The organism is Chitinasiproducens palmae (genome assembly GCF_900095735.1).
In the GTDB taxonomy this organism is placed as follows: domain Bacteria; phylum Pseudomonadota; class Gammaproteobacteria; order Burkholderiales; family Burkholderiaceae; genus Chitinasiproducens; species Chitinasiproducens palmae.
In genome coordinates, this window is record NZ_FNLO01000017.1 from 17,476 (window position 1) to 35,987 (window position 18,512).

Genomic DNA, 18,512 nt, shown 5'->3' on the forward strand with positions numbered 1-18,512 from the left:
GGACGGTGCGTGAGATCGGCCTCAAGCAGCTTGGCAAGCGCGACGGCGGCCTGCGAGGCGTGACACTTCGCGGCGGGAGGCGTGTTGCGTACGCGTGTCTTGCGAGGCGTGTCTTGCGACGCCTGAAACGGGCCGCGCCATCGGACGCCCCGGCCGTCTCGACCGCGTCAGCGGACTGCCAGTGCCGTTGCTGGCGTCGCATCGCGGTGCTCGATGGGCCGAGCGCTGAAGCAAGCTCGGCATGTTTCCCGCCTTCGCGTGACTTGGCCCAACCCTGCGCTGACCTGCGCTCCGCGGACGCGCCGCAGCCGGACCGGCGCGTCCGCGCCGGCGCCGGCATGTCATATTTCGATCTTGGTGCCCAGTTCGACGACGCGATTGGCCGGAATGCTGAAGAAGTCGGTCGGCTTCGCGGCGTTCTGATGCATCCACGCAAAGATCCGTTCACGCCATACCGACATCCCTGGCAGTTCGGTCGGCACCACGGTTTCGCGGGCCAGGAAGAACGAGGTATCCATCAGTTCGAAGCGCATCGACTGCGTCTGTTCAAGCAGCTTCAGGACTTCCTGCACATCAGGTGTTTCGTTGAATCCGTATTGCACGCGCGCGAGGTAGACACCCTCGCCGAACGACTCGAGCACGAGCCGGTCCGCGTCGGCAACATAAGGGATGTCGCGCGTCCTGAAGGTCATCAAGATCGTGCGTTCGTGCAGCACCTTGTTGTGCTTCAGGTTGTGCAGCAAGCCGACCGGCACCTGCGAAGCCGATCCGGTCAGGTAGATCGCCGTCCCGGACACGCGGTATGGCGGGTGCGCGAGCAGCCCGCTGATGAACGGCTTGAGCGGGATGCCGTCCGCCGCCGTGCGTTCCTTGACGATCTGCCGGCCCTTGTACCAGGTCATCAGCAGGAAGAACAGCAACGCACCGATGCCGAGCGGCAGCCACCCGCCATCCTCGATCTTGATCAGGTTGGCGCCGAAGAACGCCAGGTCGACGATCAGCAGGATGGTGATGAGCAACGCGACCCAGTGTTTCGGCCAGTTCCACACGCGCACCATCACGACGCAGACCAGCAGTGTCGTGATCAGCATGGTCGCGGTCACCGCGATACCGTAGGCAGCGCCCAACTGGTTCGAGCTCTTGAAGCCGAGCACCACGCAGACGATGATCGCCAGCAACAACCAGTTGACCAGCGGGATGTAGATCTGGCCGATTGCCTTGGCCGACGTGTGCATCACCTTCATGCGCGGCACGTAGCCAAGCTGGATGGCCTGGCTGGTCAGCGAGAACGCGCCGGAGATCACCGCTTGCGAGGCGATCACGGTGGCGAGCGTGGCGAGGATCACAAGCGGCAGCAAGCCCCAGCTCGGCGCCAGCTTGAAGAACGGGTTCTCGATGGCCTCGGGCGTGCGCAGCAGCAACGCGCCTTGCCCGAAATAATTGAGGATCAGGGCCGGCATCACGAAGGTGTACCAGCCATAGCGGATCGGCTTGATGCCGAAATGGCCCATGTCGGCGTACAGCGCCTCGGCACCGGTCAGGACCAGCACGACGGACCCCAGCACCACGTACGCCTGCAATGCGTGGTCGTGGATGAACAGATAGGCATGCCACGGGTTGAGCGCCGCGAGAATGCTCGGCGTCCGGGCGATGTGATAGGCGCCGAGCACCGCGAGGGTCAAAAACCAGACGATCATCACCGGGCCGAACAGGCGGCCGACGATTTCCGTTCCCCTGCGCTGGATCCAGAACAGGCAGACGAGAATCACCAGCGTGATCGGCAGCACGAACCGGCTTAGCGAAGGCGCCGCCAGTTGCAGGCCCTCCACCGCCGAGAGCACCGAAATGGCCGGGGTGATCACCGCATCGCCGTAGAACATGCACGCGCCGAAGATGCCGAGCATGGTCAGGATGCGGGCCGCCTTGGCGGTACGGTCGCGCCCGCGCAGCGACAATGCCATCAACGCGAGAACGCCCCCTTCGCCGTTGTTGTCGGCGCGCATCACGAAGAGCATGTACTTCAGCGCGACGACGATCACGATCGCCCAGAACAGCAGCGAAATCACGCCGACGATCGAGCCGTGCGTGAGCGCCACGCCGTGTTCGGGGCTGAATGCCTCTTTCAGCGAATAGAGCGGGCTGGTGCCGATGTCGCCGAACACCACGCCAATCGCCGCGGCGACGAGCGGCAATGAGGCCCGGCGGCCTGCGCCGGGGTACGAAGGATGGTTGTCGGTCATACGCTGCGATTCCCGTTCAGGAAGGGCGCCGGCCGGCGGCGGTCATTCGGCGTGCCCGACGCCGCGATTGATCCAGGCGCTCAGCCGTTCCGGCCTGACCGAATCCCAGGCCTCGAAAGGCTGATGGATCCACGGATTGGTCGGCAGGAAGTCGACATGATAGTCAGGCTGGGTGACGGAACATGCCTTGTACCACAGCACTGCGGACCGAACGTCGGTGACCGCGGGATAGTGATCCGCGAGGTGGGCCTTCACCCGGGCAAGCGTGACGCCCGAATCGACCAGATCGTCGACCAGCAGCACACGACCACCCAACGCGCCGCGCGTCACGGTGATGTACTGGGCGATATCCAGATCGCCCTGCACCGTGCCTTCCGCTTCCCGATATGAACTGGTCGCCAGGATCGCCAGCGGACAGTCGAAAATGCGCGACAGCTGGTCGCCGACGCGTAGGCCGCCACGGGCAAGGCACAGAATCTGATCGAAGCGCCAGCCCGACTCATGCACCTTGAGCGCAAGAAGATCCACCGTGCGGTGGTAGTCTTCCCAGCTCACCCACAGATGCGCGTCGTCGCTGGCCGGCAGCGATTCGTTGCGGCTCATCTCGCTCAATCCTTGAACGGATGGCGACGCAGGATGGTTTCGTCCCGATCCGGACCTGTCGACACCATGTCGATCGGCACGCCGACGATCGCCTCGACGCGTTCCAGGTAAGCCCGCGCGTTGGCGGGCAGCGCCGCCCAGTCGTTGATGCCGACCGTGCTTTCCGACCAGCCGGGGAAGCGTTCATAGATCGGTTCGCACTCGGCCACGGCGGCGGCGCCACGCGGCAACAGCGCGACTTCCTCGCCGTTGACGCGATAGCCGATGCACAACTGCACTTCCTCGAAGCCGTCGAGCACGTCGAGCTTGGTAATGCAGAGCCCCGAGACACCATTGATCTGGATCGACCGGCGCAGCGCCGCTGCGTCCAGCCAGCCGGTGCGGCGCGGCCGTCCGGTCACCGAGCCGAACTCCTTGCCGACGTTGGCAAGCGTCACGCCGAGCGGATCCTGCCGTGCCGGATTGTCGTTGTCGTACAGTTCGCTCGGGAACGGACCGCTGCCCACGCGCGTGCAATACGCCTTGGTGATGCCGAGCACATAGTGCAGCTGGTGGGGGCCGATGCCGGCGCCCGCCGCCGCGCTGCCCGCCACGCAGTTGCTGCTGGTGACGAACGGATAGGTGCCGTGGTCGACGTCGAGCAGCGTGCCCTGCGCGCCTTCGAACAGCAGGCTTTCGCCACGCTGGTTGACCTCATAGAGTCGCGTCGATACATCGGCGACCAACGGGCGCAGCTGGTCAGCGTAACCGAGCATCGTGTCCAGCGTCGTCTGGAAGTCGACGGCCGGCTGACCGAGGTACTGCGTCAGGATGAAGTTATGGTATTCGAGCGTCTCGGCCAATCGCGCGGCAAAGTTCTCGCGGTCGAACAGGTCCTGCACGCGCAGGCCGCGACGGCCAACCTTGTCCTCGTAGGCCGGACCGATGCCGCGGCCGGTGGTGCCGATCTTGCCCGCGCCACGCTTCGCCTCGCGGCCCTGGTCGATCGCGATGTGCGACGGCAGGATCAGCGTACAGGCCTCGGAGACGAACAGCCGCCCGCGCACGTGCACGCCGGCCGCCTCCAGCTCACCGATTTCCTTGAACAGCGCTTCCGGCGACAGCACCACGCCGTTGCCGATATAGCAGGCCACGTCCTCGCGCATGATGCCCGACGGGATCAGGCGCAGGATCGTCTTCTTGCCGCCGATGATGAGCGTGTGGCCCGCATTGTGCCCCCCCTGGAAACGGACCACGCCCTTCGCATGGTGAGTCAGCCAGTCGACGATCTTGCCCTTGCCTTCGTCGCCCCACTGGGTGCCGACGACGACGACGTTGCGTCCCGGTTTCGAAGAGTTGCCAGACATGTTCAGAGTGAGCCTAGTTAAAGCGGTATTTTACTCGGCGTTACGCCGCGTGAACCGACATGGGCGGAAAAGTTGCGCCGAAAACGACGCCTTGCGGTGGAAATCGCGCATTGCGTCGCGCCATTTCCACAGGCGGACGGCGCGCCGGGCGGGCGCTACCGCACCGCCGAGGTGCCGCCGAGGCGCCGTTCAGCGCACGCCGGCGCGTGCGACCACCTGCCACTGCCCGCTGCGCGACACCAATTCACGGTCGCAGTCGAACTCGTCGACGGCGCGAGGATCGCCGGGCAGCGCCTGGATGACGATCTCGCCTGCGTCGCGCAATGCGGCGATGCGCTCCCGCAACGCGGGATCGTCTCCAAACGGCGCGAATATCGCGCTCGGATACGCTTCGATCGGCGAAATGCGCACGACTTCGCGCAGATCCAGCGAAAACCCGGTAGCCGGCCGTTCGCGGCCGAATTTCGCCGCGACATGATCGTAGCGACCGCCGCGCGCAAGGGCGGACGAGACCCCGTCCGCATAGATCGAGAACATGGCGCCGCTGTGATAGCGGTAGCCGCGCAGGTCGGCGAGGTCGATCAGCACCTGTGCGCCCCTGGCCTGCCTGGCGAGGTAGGCCAGATCGTCCAGCGAACGGCGAATCGCCGGGAACGCCGGCAATTCGGCCCGCGCGCGTTCGAGCACATCCGCCTCGCCGTACAGCTTCGGCAGCGCCCGCAGCGCCTGCGCGATTTCCGCGGGCAGGTCGGCGGTCAGTTCGACCAGCCGGGGCACATCCTTGCCGCCCAGCGCGGCGAACAGTTCGTAGGCCCGGGCGCGGGCTGCCGGCGACGCGTCGAGCAGCGCTTCGAGCACGCCGGCGTGGCACAGATCGAGACGCACGTCGGTCAGACCAGCCAGCGCCAGGCTGTCGATCGCCAGTTGCTGGACTTCCGCGTCGGCTTCCAGTCCCGCGTGCCCGAAGATTTCCGCGCCGACCTGGTACGGCTCCCGCGTCGCATGAAGGCCCACCGGCCGTGTTTGCAAGACGCTGCCCGCATAGCACAGGCGCGTCACGCCTTGGCGGTTCAGCAAGTGTGCGTCGATGCGCGAGACCTGCGGCGTGATGTCGGCGCGGATGCCCATCGAGCGACCCGACAGCTGGTCGACCAGCTTAAACGTGTTCAGCTCGAGGTCGGGACCGGCGCTCGACAGCAACGACTCCAGATACTCGAGCATCGGCGGCATGACGAGTTCATAACCATAGGTCCGGAACCGGTCGAGCAGGCGGCGGCGCAGCTCCTCGAGCTTGCGGGCTTCCGACGGCAATACGTCGGCGATGTTTTCAGGCAGCAGCCAGACGGACATCTTGAAATCCAGAAACGATCAGAAACGAAGAAGGAGGCAGCAGGCAGCCGGAACGAGCAGCGTGCGGCCCGCCCATGCCGACCGCGTCGCACGTCAATGCAGCCAGAACACTGCCATGAACATCAGCAGCCCGACCAGCAGCGCGACCAGTCCGGCCGCGCGAATCTGGCCGACCGACAATTCGGCCAAGCGACTGAAGGCCGCCTTCCACGCCGCCGGCGCGGCGAATGGAAAGATGCCCTCCAGGATCAGCATCAAGCCGAAGGCCAGCCCGAGCGTCAGCCAGAAAGACGGCACGATGCCCCCGCTCAGCGCGCCGCCGCCGGCCTACCGCCGTCGGCACTGCGCATGAAGCGGAACAGCGGGCTGGACGGATCGGCGACGATCACGTCGCTCTTGTTCGCGAAGCCGTCGCGATAGACCTGCAGGCTCTTATAGAACGAGTAGAACTCCGGGTTCTTGCCCAGCGCGTCGCCATAGATCGACGCGGCTTGCGCATCGCCCTCGCCCATCTTGCCCTGCGCCTGCTTGTAGGCCGTGGCCAGGATCACCTCGCGCTGCCGATCCGCGTCCGCGCGAATCTGCTCCGCTTCTGCGGCGCCGGTCGAGCGCAACTGGTTGGCGACCTGCTTGCGCTCCGCGATCATCCGCCGGTACACGGACTCGCTGATCTCGGCGAGCATGTCGACCCGCTTGAGGCGTACATCGACGATCTGAATGCCGACCGCGCTGGCATCGCGCGCGACCTTGTTGCGCACCGTGTGCATCACGGCCTCGCGCTCGTTCGAGACCACCTCGCTGACCGTCCGCTTGGTGAATTCCTCGTTGAGCGACGAGCGGATGATCTGCTTGAGGCGATCCTCGGCCAGCGCGCTGTCGCCACGGAAGCTGATGAAATAGCGACGCGCGTCCACCACGCGCCACTTCACGAACAGATCGACGAGCAGGTTCTTCTTTTCGGCGGTGATGTAGCGATCCGGTTCGGCGTTGTCGATCGTCTGGATGCGCTTGTCGATCGGGACGATGCGTTCGAACGGCGGCGGCAACTTGAAGTACAGGCCGGGCTCGGCGATCACGCGTTTGACCTCACCGAGGCCGAACACGATCGCGAAACGCCGCTGATCGACGACAAACAGCATCGACGAGGCGATCAGCAGCAGGACGACCAGCGCCACGATGGCAGCAATGATGCGATTCATGGGGCCTCCAGCTCAGCGCACGTCGTCATAGCTGCGCGTACGGCTGCGCAGCGAATCGCGTCCGCTGCGCGCCGCCGATGCATCCGCGGCACGTGCGGCCGGCGCTCCGGCAGCCGGCGCCGACGGCGCGGCGGCGCCAGCGTCGTCGGCCGTGGCCTGCGCGGGCGCGGCCGACGCAGCGGTCGCGCCGATCAGCTTGTCGATCGGCAGAACGGTGAGATTGTTGCTGCGGCCGTCGACCAGCACCTTGGAAGCTCGCGAGAAGATCTGCTGCATGGTATCGAGATACATCCTTTCCCGCGTCACCGCGGGCGATTTGTTGTATTCGGCGAGGATGGCGCCGAAGCGTTCTGCATCCCCCTGCGCCTGTGCGACGACCTTCGCCTTGTATCCTTCGGCCTCCTCGACGATGCGCGCCGCCGCTCCGCGCGCGCGCGGCACGACGTCGTTCGCATAGGCCTGCGCCTCGTTCTTCTGGCGTTCGCGGTCCTGCCCGGCTTTCACCGCGTCGTCGAAGGCGGCTTGCACCTGCTCCGGCGGCTGCACGTTCTGCATCGTGACGCTGGTCACCAGGATGCCGGTGCGGTACGCGTCGAGGATGCGCTGGATCGACTGCGTGAGCTGTTGCGCCACCTGCTCGCGTCCTTCGTAGAGCACGTAGTCCATCTTGCTCTTGCCGACGATCTCGCGCACCGCGGTCTCTGCCGCCTGCGCCACGTTGCTCTCGGCGTCGGCGTTGTTGAACACGAAGTCCGCGGCGTTCTTGATGCGGTACTGGACCGCGAAGCGCACATCGATGATGTTCTCGTCGGCGGTCAGCATCGACGAGTCCTTCAGATTCGTGTCGCGCACCGCGCCGCCCCGGCCGATCTCGATCGAGCGGACCTGGGACATGTTGACGATCTCGTTCGACTCGAACGGATACGGCAGACGCCACTGGATCCCCGCGGGCGTGGTGTAGGTGTATTTACCGAAGCGCAACACCACGCCGGCCTGCCCCTCGTGCACGATGTAGACGCCGCTGCCGAGCCAGGCCGCGAGCAGCACGGCGACGACCAGCGCGATGCCGATCCGGCCCGACGGCGCCGAGCGGCCCGAGCCACCGGCGCGCGGCGGCTCGCCCGATGGGCCGTTACGGCGAAACAGGCGGTTTAGGCGGCGATTGAAATCGCGCCACAGTTCGTCGAGGTCGGGCGGACCGCCGCCTTCGTTGCGATTGCCGTTCTTCCCTTCGTTGCGGGACGGATCGCCGCCCTCGCCCCGTCCCCAGCGTGGGTCGTTGAGGTTGAACACGGCACGCGCACGCTGCCAGAAGGTTGCAAGGTTCTCGTTGTATGCCATGACACAGCCGTGTGAACGCGGAAGCGTGAAGAACCGGGCCCGCTTTGGACCCACGCGAGAAAAACGCCGTCCGGGCAAGCGTTTGGAGACGCCTGCCCCGGCGACGGCGTTATGCCTGATCGGACTCCGCTTGCCCGTCCGTCGTCGAATCCGACGACGGCATGACGGACGCGTCAGCCCGCGGGTGTTCTACCCGCCCGGCCACGGCCTCGGCGATCGCGCCGCGCAGCGCGTCCAATCCCTGGCCGCTGCGGGCACTGATGAAAACGCGGGAAATCTTACCATACTCATCCCGCTCCACCGCCGGTCGATCCTGCAATTCCGGCACTGCATCGATCTTGTTCCAGACCATGATCTGCGGTACCCGGGTGGCGCCCACCTCGTCGAGCACTGCATCGACCTCGACCGCCTGTGCCTCGCGCACCGCGCTCGACGCGTCCACCACATGCAGCAGCAGATCCGCCTGCGCGGTCTCCTCAAGCGTCGCCCGGAACGCGGCGATCAGTTGGTGCGGCAAGTCACGGATGAAACCGACCGTGTCCGAAATCACGATGTTGCCAGCCTCGCCCAGATACACCCGGCGCGACGTGGTGTCGAGCGTGGCGAACAACTGGTTCGCCGCGTACGCTTGTGCCTTGGTCAGCGTATTGAACAACGTCGACTTGCCGGCATTGGTGTAGCCGACGAGCGATACCGAGAACGCACGGTTTCTTTCCCGCGCGCGGCGCTGGGTGCCATGCTGGCGCGCAAGCCGGCGCTGCCGTTCGCGCAGATACTTGACCCGCTCGCCAAGCAGGCGACGGTCGGTTTCGAGCTGCGTTTCGCCCGGACCGCGCAGACCGATGCCGCCCTTCTGGCGTTCAAGGTGAGTCCACGCGCGCACCAGGCGGGTGGACAGGTATTGCAACTGCGCCAGTTCCACCTGCAACTTGCCTTCGGCACTCTTCGCCCGCAGCGCGAAGATGTCCAGGATCAGGCTGACCCGATCGATCACCCGAACCTCGAGCACGCGCTCCAGGTTGCGCTGCTGGCCGGGCGTCAACGTGTGGTTGAAGATGACCAGCTCGACTGCTTCGGCGATGACCGCCTGCTTCAGTTCCTCGGCCTTGCCGCTGCCGATGAACAATGCAGGGTCAGGCCGGCTGCGCTTGCCGGTGAGCGTGACGACCGGGACGGCACCGGCACTGGTGGCGAGCAGCGCGATCTCTTCCTGGCTGGCGGCGAAATCGGTCTTGCCGAAATCGATGGTGACGAGTGCTGCGCGTGTCAAATTGGCTGGTTCACAAGAAAACGACGCGCTGGAAAGCCGCGCGTCGTGAAATAAAGGGCAATCCGCCGGAGCGGATCGAACCAGCGTTCAAGCTGTCTGTTCGGGGGGGGGCGGGAGATGTATCGGGCGGCTCGGAACGATGGTCGAAATCGCGTGCTTGTAGACCATCTGCGTCACCGTGTTCTTCAGGAGCACCACGTACTGGTCGAACGAGTCAATCTGACCCTGTAGTTTGATGCCGTTCACGAGATAGATCGAAAGCGGTACGTGTTCTTTACGCAGAGCGTTCAAAAACGGGTCTTGTAGCGATTGCCCTTTATTCTGGCTCATAAATAACTCCCTCTTGTTATCCGGTTGATCGGGGGCGGTAAGGAAACGCATCACACGTCGACCTCACTATAGCCCATTCTGTTTCGCCGCGACCGCAGTGTGGAATAGATCGCGGCAGCGTGTCCCGGTGTGTTCCCCACACCGCACGACGCGACGCCGGCACCGTCTGAATCGGCCGGGACGGCGGCGCAAACGGATCAGTCGTCGCGGTCTGCGTAGGGATTGTGACTGGAACGAAACTCTATTCGTAATGGAGTGCCTTCCAGCCTAAAAGTTTCACGGAAACGCCCTTCGAGATACCGCTTGTAAGAATCCGTAATGGCATCGAGCGCGTTGCCGTGGACCACCACGATGGGCGGATTCTGCCCGCCTTGGTGAGCATAGCGTAGTTTCGGACGCACCGGACCGCGCCGGCGCGGCTGCTGGAATTCGACCGCCTCGATCAGCGCGCGCGTCAGCTTTGGCGTAGGCAACTTCGACATGGCCGCGGCGTATGCGTCGTCGACCGATCGCATCAGGTTGCCAATGCCAGTGCCTTCAGTGGCCGAAATGTAGTGCGAGCGCGCGAAGCCAAGGAACTTCAGCTTGCGGGCCAGATCGGTCTTTGCCCGCTCCCTGACATGCTCGTCCAGGCCATCCCACTTGTTCACGCCGATCACCAGTGCACGCCCCTGTTCGACGATGAAGCCGGCGATGTGCGCATCCTGCTCGCTGATGTCCTGCCGCGCATCGAGCAGCAGGATCACCACGTTGGCGTCGGAAATCGCCTGCAATGTTTTGACCACCGAGAACTTTTCGATCGCTTCGAAGACCTTGCCGCGCTTGCGCAGGCCAGCGGTGTCGATCAGCGTGTAGGGGCGGCCCTGGCGTTCGAACTCGACGTAGATCGAATCGCGCGTGGTGCCCGGCATGTCGAACGCGATCACGCGCTGCTCGCCGACCAACGCGTTGACGAGTGTGGATTTCCCCACATTGGGGCGTCCGACGATCGCGATCTTCGTGCCGCGCGTATTTGTCGCATCGTCGTCGGCTTCGGGCTGACCTGCGTAGGCAACTTCCAACGCCTCGTTCATCAGGTCGGTTACGCCGTCGCCATGCGCGGCCGAAATGGCGCGCGGATCGCCCAGGCCGAGCTCGTAGAACTCGGAGGCCACCGCGCTGTACTTCATGCCCTCCGCCTTGTTGACCACCAGGAACACCGGGCGGCCGGTCTTACGGAGGTACGCCGCGATGGCCGCATCCTGCGGCGCCAGCCCCTGACGGCCGTCGACGATGAACACGACGATGTCGGATTCCTCGACAGCCTGCCTGGTCTGACGCGCCATCTCGAGGAGGATGCCCTCCTTGGCGACCGGCTCGAAGCCGCCGGTGTCGACAACGAGATAAGGCCGCGCGCCGACCCGGCCTTCGCCGTAGTGTCGGTCGCGAGTCAAGCCCGGGAAATCGGCGACCAGCGCGTCGCGCGAGCGTGTCAGTCGGTTGAACAACGTCGACTTGCCGACGTTCGGACGCCCGACCAAAGCAATGACGGGTTTCATCGGAAAGCCTGCTTCGGGTAAGCCACGATCCGGCTTGGATGGTGGCAGAAAACAATAAAAGGCGCGCCGCGGCGCGCCAGGAGTAAGCGGCTCGGCACTCGGCGTCGCGGACGACCAGGGTGCCTGCCGCCGAGCGGCGCGGTCAGTCCGCGCTGCTCGGCGTCGACGACGCCGCGAGCTTTGCCGTCGGTGCCGCCGTCGGTGCTGCCGCCATGACCACCGTCATGGCCGACAGCAATGCTGCCGGCCTGGCGAACGACCGTGCCACGCTGCCGTTACTGCGGCTGGAACGCATACAGGTCGCCATCGCGGGTTTGCACGATCAGCGTCTGCCCGGCCACCACCGGTTGCGCGAAAATCGCGCTGCCGTCGGTCTTCATGCGGGCGATCAGCGTACCGTCGTCGCCCGACAGGAAATGCACGAAGCCCTTGTAATCGCCGACCGCAACCGCGCGGCCGATGATGGCCGGCGTGCCGAGCTGGCGATTCTTCAACTGGTCGTTCTGCCAGCGACGCTTGCCCGAGAATGCCTCGTAGGCGTTCAGCACCGACCAGTCGTCCGCCGCCACCACCATCTGCTCGTTCAGCGCCAGGCCGGCATAGCTGGAGAACGACTGCTCCCAGGCCGGGCGGCCCGACTCGACATCAAAACAGCCGAGCTTGCCTTGGAACGTCACCGCGCAGGTCAGGCGGCCGACCAGGGCAGGCGCGCCCGACACGTCGTTGATGCGCTCGACCTCGGTCACGCCGCGCGGGAACGAAACCGGCGTCTGCCAGAAGGGATCGCCGGTCTGCACGCTGATCGCCGCCAGCGAACCGCCGGGGAAGCCGGCCAGGACCGCCGATTGGCCAGCGAAGATCATGCCCTGGGTGGTGCGCAGGTTGAGCGGCACCGCGCGATTGCGGAACTGCCATTGCTGCTCGCCGGTCTGCGCGTTGAAGGCCGTGATCCGGCCGTCGACCGTACGCACCACGACCAGGCCATTGCCGACCAGCGGCGCCGACAGGATCTCGCCCGACACGTTGCCACGCCAGAGTTGCTTGCCGTCCTCGCCGAGCACGATCACGTCGCCGTTGATCGCACCGACTGCCGACAGGTGGCCGTCGCTGCCGACGCCGGCGGACAGATCCGCATCGAGCTTGACGCGCCAGATGACGCGGCCGCTCGCCGCATCAAACTTGCCGACTGAGCCGTTGGCGCCCGCCGCGTAGACCGCCTCGCCCACCACGATCGGCTGGAACAGATACCGTCCGGCCTTGCCGACACTGGCGTTCCAGGCCTGCCGTACGTCGAGCACCTGCTTGAAGTCGACCAGCGGCGTCGGCTCACGACGCACGTCCTTCGACGAGCACGCCGCCAGCAGGCTGGCCGACGCAATCGCCGCCAGACACACCGCACGTCCCGCGCGCGCGAAGCGGCCGCGACGCGCGGCAGCGGATTGACGGTGACTCGGACAGTTGTTCGAGGAAGGCTGCATTATCGAATGGACTCCGCCTGCCAGGCGTACACGACGCCGTTGCTTTGTTGAATGAATGGATGATCGGGGTGCGCACGGTAGGCTGCCGGCGCGCCGCGCCGGTCAGCGGAAACCGCGCCGCTCAGCCGCCGTTCGCGTCGATCTTGAACTGCACGAGCTCCTTCAGGGAAGCATCGCTTGCCGGCAGCTTGGCCAGCGCGAGCCGGTAGGCGTCCCGCGCCTTGTCGCGCTGCCCGCTCGCCTGCAACAGGTCACCGCGACGGTCCGCGAACAGCCCCTCGAAGGTAGCGACCGGCGCCTTGTCCAGCAGCGCCAAGCCCTGCGCATAGGCCTTCTCGTCGAGAAGCAGGCCGGCCAGGCGCAGACGTGCGACATCGCGGTAGGCGGCGTCGCCGCTGTGGTCGACGACCCACTGCAGCTGCGCCTTCGCGCCGGCCGCATCGCCTGCACGCTGCAGTGCCGCGGCGGCTGTCAGACCGCCCATCGGCGCGTACGGCGTACGGGCGAAATTCGATTCCATGTCGGCCGCGATGCGGGCGACCTTTGCCTTGTCGTTGGCCGCCGCGGCAGCCTGGAGCTGCTCGTAGAGCTGGGCGCCGCGCGCTGCCTCGCGTCGCTGCCAATAATTCCAGCCGTTGTAGGCGGCCAGGGCGACGAGAACGATCAACGCGACCCAGGTCACGAGATTGCCCCAGCGCGCCCACCATGCCTTTACCTCTTCCAGCGTTTCCTGTTCTTCGTGATAGCTCATACACGCTCTGCTGCTGTTTCTGGATCAATGCGACGGAAACGAATGCCCCGCCCTTCCTGCTCTGCCTGCCTGGCCGCTCCGCCGGTCGCGGCGCATTCTTCAGGGCCGCCACTGGCGGTCCGCGGTCGGTGGCACGGTGAGTTTCGGCTGCGACCAACTCGCTCCAAGCCCCGCTCGCTTCGGCCTCGGATCAGCCTGAGCCCGGCGCCGACCGTGCCTGGGTCGGGCGCCACCCAACGCCAGGCCGGCCACCGCCGCAACGCAGCGTCGACCACCCGATTGCGTTACAGCAAGGGCCGCCGCGCGGCCGCCACGGCACCGTTGCCACAGCGCAGTTGTCGCGGCGCGGTCGCCACGGCGCGGCTTCCACGTTGTAACTGCCACGGCGCGACGTCGCTCGTGGCTCGCCGTCCATCGCTCATCGCTGATCGGCCGGCAGCCGATCGTGCGTCTCAGTGAAGCGTGTGTCCGCCTGAAGATTCGCCGTCGTCGGCATCCGCTGCATCGGACGACGAGTCCCCGGTCAACGCGTCGGCCAGATGCGAAGCAAGCGCGTCGAGTGCGACGCTGCGCTGGCCCTCGCCCGCACCGGCGCGCAGGGGTTTCACCGACGCCACGTCACGGGCAATTTCGTCGTCGCCAATGATAACCGCGAACACCGCGCCGCTCGCGTCCGCGCGCTTCATCTGTGACTTGAAGCTGCCCGCCTGCCCATCCGCCCCGGCATGGACGATCACATCGAAGCCGGCACTGCGCAGGTGCTCGCCGATCACCGAAGCCTTCAACGCGGCTGCATCGCCCTGATGGACCACATAGACGTCGCAACCGTCCGCTTCCATCTCGGGCGTCGTTTCCTTCAGCAGTTCGATGATGCGTTCGACACCCATTGCCCAGCCGCAGCCCGGTGCCGGCTTGCCGCCCAGTTGCTCGATCAGCGGATCGTAGCGGCCGCCGCCGGCCACCGTTCCCTGCGCGCCCAGCCGATCCGTCACCCACTCGAAGACGGTGAGGTTGTAGTAATCGAGCCCGCGTACCAGACGCGGGTTGATCCTGAACGGAATGTTGTTCTCGCGCAGTCGCGCCTGCACGCCCTCGAAGTGGGCAAGCGATGCATCGCCGAGGAAGTCGATCAGGCGCGGCGCCGCGTTGACGATGTCCTGCAACGCCGGATTTTTCGTGTCGAGCACGCGCAACGGGTTCGTGTAAAGCCGCCGCTTGCCGTCCTCGTCCAGAGCGTCCGCGTGCTGCTCCAGATACGCGATCAAGGCCTCGCGATGACGCGCGCGCTCGTCGGCCTGGCCGAGCGAGTTCAGTTCCAGCCGGATATCCGTCAGACCAAGATCGTCCCACAGCCGCTGGCACATCAGGATGATCTCGGCATCGACGTCGGGACCGGCGAAGCCCAATGCCTCGACACCGACCTGGTGGAACTGGCGATACCGACCCCGCTGCGGCCGCTCGTGGCGGAACATCGGCCCCATGTACCAGAGGCGCTTCGGGCCGTCGTAGAGCAGATTGTGCTCGATGGTCGCCCGCACCACCGCCGCGGTGTTTTCGGGACGCAGCGTCAGGTGCTCGCCATTCAGCGCATCGACGAAGCTGTACATCTCCTTTTCGACGATGTCGGTGACCTCGCCAATGCCGCGTGTGAACAGCGCGGTGTGTTCGACGATCGGGGTACGGACTTGCCGATACCCGTAGGCGGCCAGCATCGCCCGCACCGCGCGTTCGAACTGCTCCCAATAAACCGCTTCTGCCGGGAGCAGGTCGTTCATGCCCTTCACACCGGACAGTTTTTCGATTTTCTTCTTGCTTTCAGACATGTTCTCAGGTCGCGGCTTGCGCCAACATCAGGACACTTGGGCGGCGCCGTAGCGGCGCTCGACATACTCGTTGACGATCTGCTGGAATTCCTCGGCAATACGCTCGCCGCGCAGCGTCTTGACCTTCTCGCCGTCGATATAGACCGGTGCGGCCGGGTTTTCGCCGGAGCCAGGCAGGCTGATGCCGATGTTCGCGTGTTTCGATTCGCCGGGGCCGTTCACGATACAACCCATCACCGCGACGTCCATCTGCTCCACGCCCGGATAACGATTGCGCCACACTGGCATCTGCTCGCGCAGATAGGTCTGGATGCGCGAGGCCAGCTCCTGGAATACCGTGCTCGTGGTCCGGCCGCAGCCGGGACAGGCGATGACCATCGGCGTGAATGCCCGCAAGCCCATCGTTTGCAGGATTTCCTGCGCGACCACCACTTCGCCGGTGCGCGGCGCGCCCGGTTCCGGCGTCAGCGACACGCGAATCGTGTCGCCGATGCCTTCCTGGAGCAGCACGCCCAGCGCCGTCGACGACGCGACGATACCCTTGGAGCCCATTCCGGCCTCGGTCAGGCCGAGATGCAACGCATAGTTGCAGCGACGGGCGAGCGCCCGGTAGACCGCGATCAAGTCCTGGACCGCGCTGACCTTGCACGACAAGATGATCTGGTCGGCACGCATGCCGAGATGCTCGGCCTGCGCGGCGGACTCGAGCGCCGAGCGGATCAGCGCCTCGTACATCACCCCTTTCGCGCCCATCGGCTTCGGCCGACTGGCATTCTCGTCCATCATGCGCGCAAGCAGCGCCTGATCCATGCTGCCCCAGTTCACACCGATCCGAACCGGCTTGTCATGGCGGCAAGCGGCCTCGATCATCTGCGCGAACTGCGTGTCACGCTTGCTGCCCTGGCCGACGTTGCCGGGGTTGATCCGATATTTGGACAGCGTCGCCGCGCACTCCGGGTACTCCGTCAACAACAGGTGGCCGTTGTAGTGGAAGTCGCCGACCAGTGGAACGTCGACGTTCATCCGGTCGAGCTGCTCGCGAATCGCAGGCACCGCCGCCGCCGCCTCGCGGGTGTTGACCGTCAAGCGCACCAGTTCGGAGCCGGCCTGCGCCAACTCCTTGATCTGGATCGCGGTTCCGATCACGTCGGTCGTGTCCGTGTTGGTCATCGACTGCACGCGCACCGGCGCCGTGCCGCCGATCACTACACTGCGTCCTCCCCAACGCACGGCGACGGGCGTTGCCGCGCGACGCGGCAACGGGCCGGTCGCGGCCTCGTCCAGGTTTTCAGGACTGTCTTGCATCGTCTTCGCTGTATCGGGTGGCAGGCGGACCGGCGAGGCCCGCCCGAATCTTGGGAAATTCAGGGAAGGTCGACGCGCGCCACCTGGCTGCGCCCCTTCGTGTACCGCTGCAGATCGATGGTCTGGCCGTCGACGGTCAGCGAATTCAAGCCGGCGACATTGCCGACCACGATCTGGATCGGTCGAACCGCCTGCAGGTTTTGCGGGCTGCCCGGCCGCACGGTGCCGGAAAAGACTTCCTTACCGCCTTTCTGACGCACGCTGATCCAGCTGTCCTGGCGCACGTCGACGACGACATTCGCGCCGCTGACGCCGGACGCGTTGGCGGTCAGCGAAGCCGGGGTGACCGCACCCGACTGCTGCGGGGTTGCCGCCGCACCCGATGCTTCCGGCGGCCGCACCGGACTGGCCGGCAGCACGGTGGGTGCGCCAGGGGTCGGCGACACGGTCGCGCCGGGCGCCACCGCCGGGTTGTCAGTGGCCCCGGCCGTTCCGGTGCCGTCCGTTCCCACCGTTGCGCCCGTTGCGCCCGTTGCGCCCGTTCCGCCCGTGCCCATCACGCCGCTGGTCGGCAGCGCCGTGGTAACGGTATCCGAGCCGCCCAACTGCGTCGTCGCAGTCGTGCCGGTCGCCTTGCCACTGCCCTGCCAGCGCGCCAGCCAGCCATTCGGCTCATTGGCGAGACGCCAGACGACCAAGGCAACCAACACCGCCACCACCGCGACACCGCCGATCAGCCAGGAGCGCCGGTCGGTGCGGCGCGTGCTCCAGGTCAGCGGCACATGTGCACGCCGCAGGCCGGTGCTCGCGGCCGGCTCCGGCAACGAGAAGTCGGGCGACAGACCACCCGAGCGCTTCAACGCGGTGACGAGCGGGGCTGGATCGATTTGCAGAATCTTTGCATAGCTGCGAACCAGGCCGATTGCAAACGTGACGTCGGGTAGGACGGACAGGTCGCCCGCTTCGAGGCCAGCCAGCTTCGCGACCGGCACTTTCAGGCGCGCCGCCATCTCGTCGACCGAACGTCCCTTCTGCATCCGCGCGGCCGCCAACTGTTCCCCGACAACGCGCGCATTCTCGTCGACCGGCTTTCCGGCGCTGGTCGACGATCCGGCGCCGTCGATACCGCGCTGCGATAGATCAGTCATCGTTATTCCTTGTCTTGCATGGCTTCTTGCTTCGCTTCTCGCAGGTCGTGCAGTGGTCGACAGTGCGTCGAGATTCTACCCCGCGCGCCGGCCCGGCGGCATGTTCCGTCGCTTCCGCCCTTCGCCATGCGCCCGCGGCGCGCCAAACCGCCCTGGTCCGCGCCGACGGCGCAGCGTCTGCGCGTGCGCTGGCGGGCATCGCGCCGACCGGCATCCGCGCCGCCGCGACAGCGCCGGAGGATCGCTTCGACAGCGCCCGCGCCAGCTTCGCCGGCGGCTGGCCCATGCCCGGGCATCGGCCGGCGCAGATACCGCGACAGCGCGTCCATCGCCTCACGGCGCTGCCGCCCATCCGCACTCGCGCACAGCAAGGTGGCAAGGTTGGCCGCTGCAGCAATGCCTTGCGTCTCGGCGAACGCCAGCCGATCCGCGGGGGCCGCATCGCCGCCCTGCCCGAACAGCGCCATGAAGAAGGCCAGCGCGTGGTCGCGACGACCCAACGCGGCGCTTGCGAGCGCCGCCAGATGCAACGCAAAGGGATCGTCGGGGATCGCAGCCAGCGCGCGCCGCGCTTCGAGCAGCGCCACATCGGCTCGACCATCGTTCAAGTAGGCCGCGGCCAGCGCCCGATGCGCGGCGGCGCGCGCCTCGGCGGGCGACCCTGCGAGCGAGACGCCCGTCTCGCTGGCGAGCACCGGACGCTGACGTCGCGCCTGCGGGCCGCTGCCGACGTCGGCACAGGCGACCAGCGCCGCGGTGACTAGAAGCGGCGTCCAAACCCTCATCCCTG

Annotated in this window: 16 protein-coding genes; all 16 read right to left on the reverse strand. The window is 66.1% G+C overall.

What is annotated here, in order from left to right; translation table 11 throughout:
- Positions 1 to 341: 341 nt before the first annotated feature.
- On the reverse strand, positions 342 to 2,240 hold the full coding sequence (locus tag BLU54_RS21720) for a potassium transporter Kup (RefSeq protein ID WP_091913026.1): 1,899 nt from the start codon (positions 2,238 to 2,240) through the stop codon (positions 342 to 344).
- A 42-nt stretch (positions 2,241 to 2,282) separates the two neighbouring features.
- On the reverse strand, positions 2,283 to 2,843 hold the full coding sequence (locus BLU54_RS21725) for a phosphoribosyltransferase (protein WP_091913028.1): 561 nt from the start codon (positions 2,841 to 2,843) through the stop codon (positions 2,283 to 2,285).
- A gap of 5 nt (positions 2,844 to 2,848) precedes the next feature.
- Positions 2,849 to 4,189, reverse strand: a complete 1,341-nt coding sequence (locus BLU54_RS21730) for an adenylosuccinate synthase (protein WP_091913030.1) — start codon at positions 4,187 to 4,189, stop codon at positions 2,849 to 2,851.
- A gap of 189 nt (positions 4,190 to 4,378) precedes the next feature.
- Complete coding sequence (locus BLU54_RS21735) at positions 4,379 to 5,539, reverse strand: ATP phosphoribosyltransferase regulatory subunit (protein ID WP_091913032.1); 1,161 nt, start codon at positions 5,537 to 5,539, stop codon at positions 4,379 to 4,381.
- Between the two features lie 93 nt (positions 5,540 to 5,632).
- Positions 5,633 to 5,836: a DUF2065 family protein gene (locus tag BLU54_RS21740; protein WP_235838080.1), complete on the reverse strand. Its 204-nt coding sequence runs from the start codon at positions 5,834 to 5,836 to the stop codon at positions 5,633 to 5,635.
- An 11-nt stretch (positions 5,837 to 5,847) separates the two neighbouring features.
- A complete protein-coding gene (gene hflC, locus BLU54_RS21745) occupies positions 5,848 to 6,738 on the reverse strand; it encodes a protease modulator HflC (RefSeq protein ID WP_091913037.1) in 891 nt (296 codons plus the stop codon).
- 12 nt (positions 6,739 to 6,750) lie between these two features.
- Positions 6,751 to 8,079: an FtsH protease activity modulator HflK gene (gene hflK / locus BLU54_RS21750; protein ID WP_170845264.1), complete on the reverse strand. Its 1,329-nt coding sequence runs from the start codon at positions 8,077 to 8,079 to the stop codon at positions 6,751 to 6,753.
- A 109-nt stretch (positions 8,080 to 8,188) separates the two neighbouring features.
- Complete coding sequence (gene hflX / locus BLU54_RS21755; protein ID WP_091913039.1) at positions 8,189 to 9,349, reverse strand: GTPase HflX; 1,161 nt, start codon at positions 9,347 to 9,349, stop codon at positions 8,189 to 8,191.
- An 87-nt stretch (positions 9,350 to 9,436) separates the two neighbouring features.
- The gene (gene hfq, locus BLU54_RS21760; RefSeq protein ID WP_091913177.1) at positions 9,437 to 9,679 is read right to left on the reverse strand and encodes an RNA chaperone Hfq; all 243 of its coding nucleotides are present in this window, start codon (positions 9,677 to 9,679) and stop codon (positions 9,437 to 9,439) included.
- Between the two features lie 197 nt (positions 9,680 to 9,876).
- On the reverse strand, positions 9,877 to 11,217 hold the full coding sequence (gene der, locus BLU54_RS21765; protein WP_091913041.1) for a ribosome biogenesis GTPase Der: 1,341 nt from the start codon (positions 11,215 to 11,217) through the stop codon (positions 9,877 to 9,879).
- Positions 11,218 to 11,492: 275 nt separating this feature from the next.
- The gene (gene bamB, locus BLU54_RS21770; protein ID WP_091913043.1) at positions 11,493 to 12,695 is read right to left on the reverse strand and encodes an outer membrane protein assembly factor BamB; all 1,203 of its coding nucleotides are present in this window, start codon (positions 12,693 to 12,695) and stop codon (positions 11,493 to 11,495) included.
- Between the two features lie 121 nt (positions 12,696 to 12,816).
- A complete protein-coding gene (locus BLU54_RS21775; RefSeq protein ID WP_091913045.1) occupies positions 12,817 to 13,446 on the reverse strand; it encodes a YfgM family protein in 630 nt (209 codons plus the stop codon).
- Positions 13,447 to 13,898: 452 nt separating this feature from the next.
- Positions 13,899 to 15,269, reverse strand: coding sequence for a histidine--tRNA ligase (gene hisS / locus BLU54_RS21780; RefSeq protein ID WP_091913047.1), 1,371 nt, complete (start codon positions 15,267 to 15,269; stop codon positions 13,899 to 13,901).
- Between the two features lie 27 nt (positions 15,270 to 15,296).
- Positions 15,297 to 16,574, reverse strand: coding sequence for a flavodoxin-dependent (E)-4-hydroxy-3-methylbut-2-enyl-diphosphate synthase (gene ispG, locus BLU54_RS21785; RefSeq protein ID WP_091913050.1), 1,278 nt, complete (start codon positions 16,572 to 16,574; stop codon positions 15,297 to 15,299).
- Positions 16,575 to 16,633: 59 nt separating this feature from the next.
- A complete protein-coding gene (locus BLU54_RS21790) occupies positions 16,634 to 17,722 on the reverse strand; it encodes a helix-turn-helix domain-containing protein (protein WP_091913052.1) in 1,089 nt (362 codons plus the stop codon).
- Between the two features lie 2 nt (positions 17,723 to 17,724).
- Positions 17,725 to 18,507, reverse strand: a complete 783-nt coding sequence (locus BLU54_RS21795) for a hypothetical protein (protein ID WP_091913054.1) — start codon at positions 18,505 to 18,507, stop codon at positions 17,725 to 17,727.
- Positions 18,508 to 18,512 lie beyond the last annotated feature (5 nt).

What these genes read in the sequence shown, in the direction of transcription:
- BLU54_RS21720 (WP_091913026.1), bottom strand. Translation starts at nt 2,240, where the DNA reads ATGACCGACAACCATCCTTCGTACCCCGGCGCAGGCCGCCGGGCCTCA.
- BLU54_RS21725 (WP_091913028.1), bottom strand. Translation starts at nt 2,843, where the DNA reads ATGAGCCGCAACGAATCGCTGCCGGCCAGCGACGACGCGCATCTGTGG.
- BLU54_RS21730 (WP_091913030.1), bottom strand. Translation starts at nt 4,189, where the DNA reads ATGTCTGGCAACTCTTCGAAACCGGGACGCAACGTCGTCGTCGTCGGC.
- BLU54_RS21735 (WP_091913032.1), bottom strand. Translation starts at nt 5,539, where the DNA reads ATGTCCGTCTGGCTGCTGCCTGAAAACATCGCCGACGTATTGCCGTCG.
- hflC (WP_091913037.1), bottom strand. Translation starts at nt 6,738, where the DNA reads ATGAATCGCATCATTGCTGCCATCGTGGCGCTGGTCGTCCTGCTGCTG.
- hflK (WP_170845264.1), bottom strand. Translation starts at nt 8,079, where the DNA reads ATGGCATACAACGAGAACCTTGCAACCTTCTGGCAGCGTGCGCGTGCC.
- hfq (WP_091913177.1), bottom strand. Translation starts at nt 9,679, where the DNA reads ATGAGCCAGAATAAAGGGCAATCGCTACAAGACCCGTTTTTGAACGCT.
- der (WP_091913041.1), bottom strand. Translation starts at nt 11,217, where the DNA reads ATGAAACCCGTCATTGCTTTGGTCGGGCGTCCGAACGTCGGCAAGTCG.
- bamB (WP_091913043.1), bottom strand. Translation starts at nt 12,695, where the DNA reads ATGCAGCCTTCCTCGAACAACTGTCCGAGTCACCGTCAATCCGCTGCC.
- BLU54_RS21775 (WP_091913045.1), bottom strand. Translation starts at nt 13,446, where the DNA reads ATGAGCTATCACGAAGAACAGGAAACGCTGGAAGAGGTAAAGGCATGG.
- hisS (WP_091913047.1), bottom strand. Translation starts at nt 15,269, where the DNA reads ATGTCTGAAAGCAAGAAGAAAATCGAAAAACTGTCCGGTGTGAAGGGC.
- ispG (WP_091913050.1), bottom strand. Translation starts at nt 16,574, where the DNA reads ATGCAAGACAGTCCTGAAAACCTGGACGAGGCCGCGACCGGCCCGTTG.
- BLU54_RS21790 (WP_091913052.1), bottom strand. Translation starts at nt 17,722, where the DNA reads ATGACTGATCTATCGCAGCGCGGTATCGACGGCGCCGGATCGTCGACC.
- BLU54_RS21795 (WP_091913054.1), bottom strand. Translation starts at nt 18,507, where the DNA reads ATGAGGGTTTGGACGCCGCTTCTAGTCACCGCGGCGCTGGTCGCCTGT.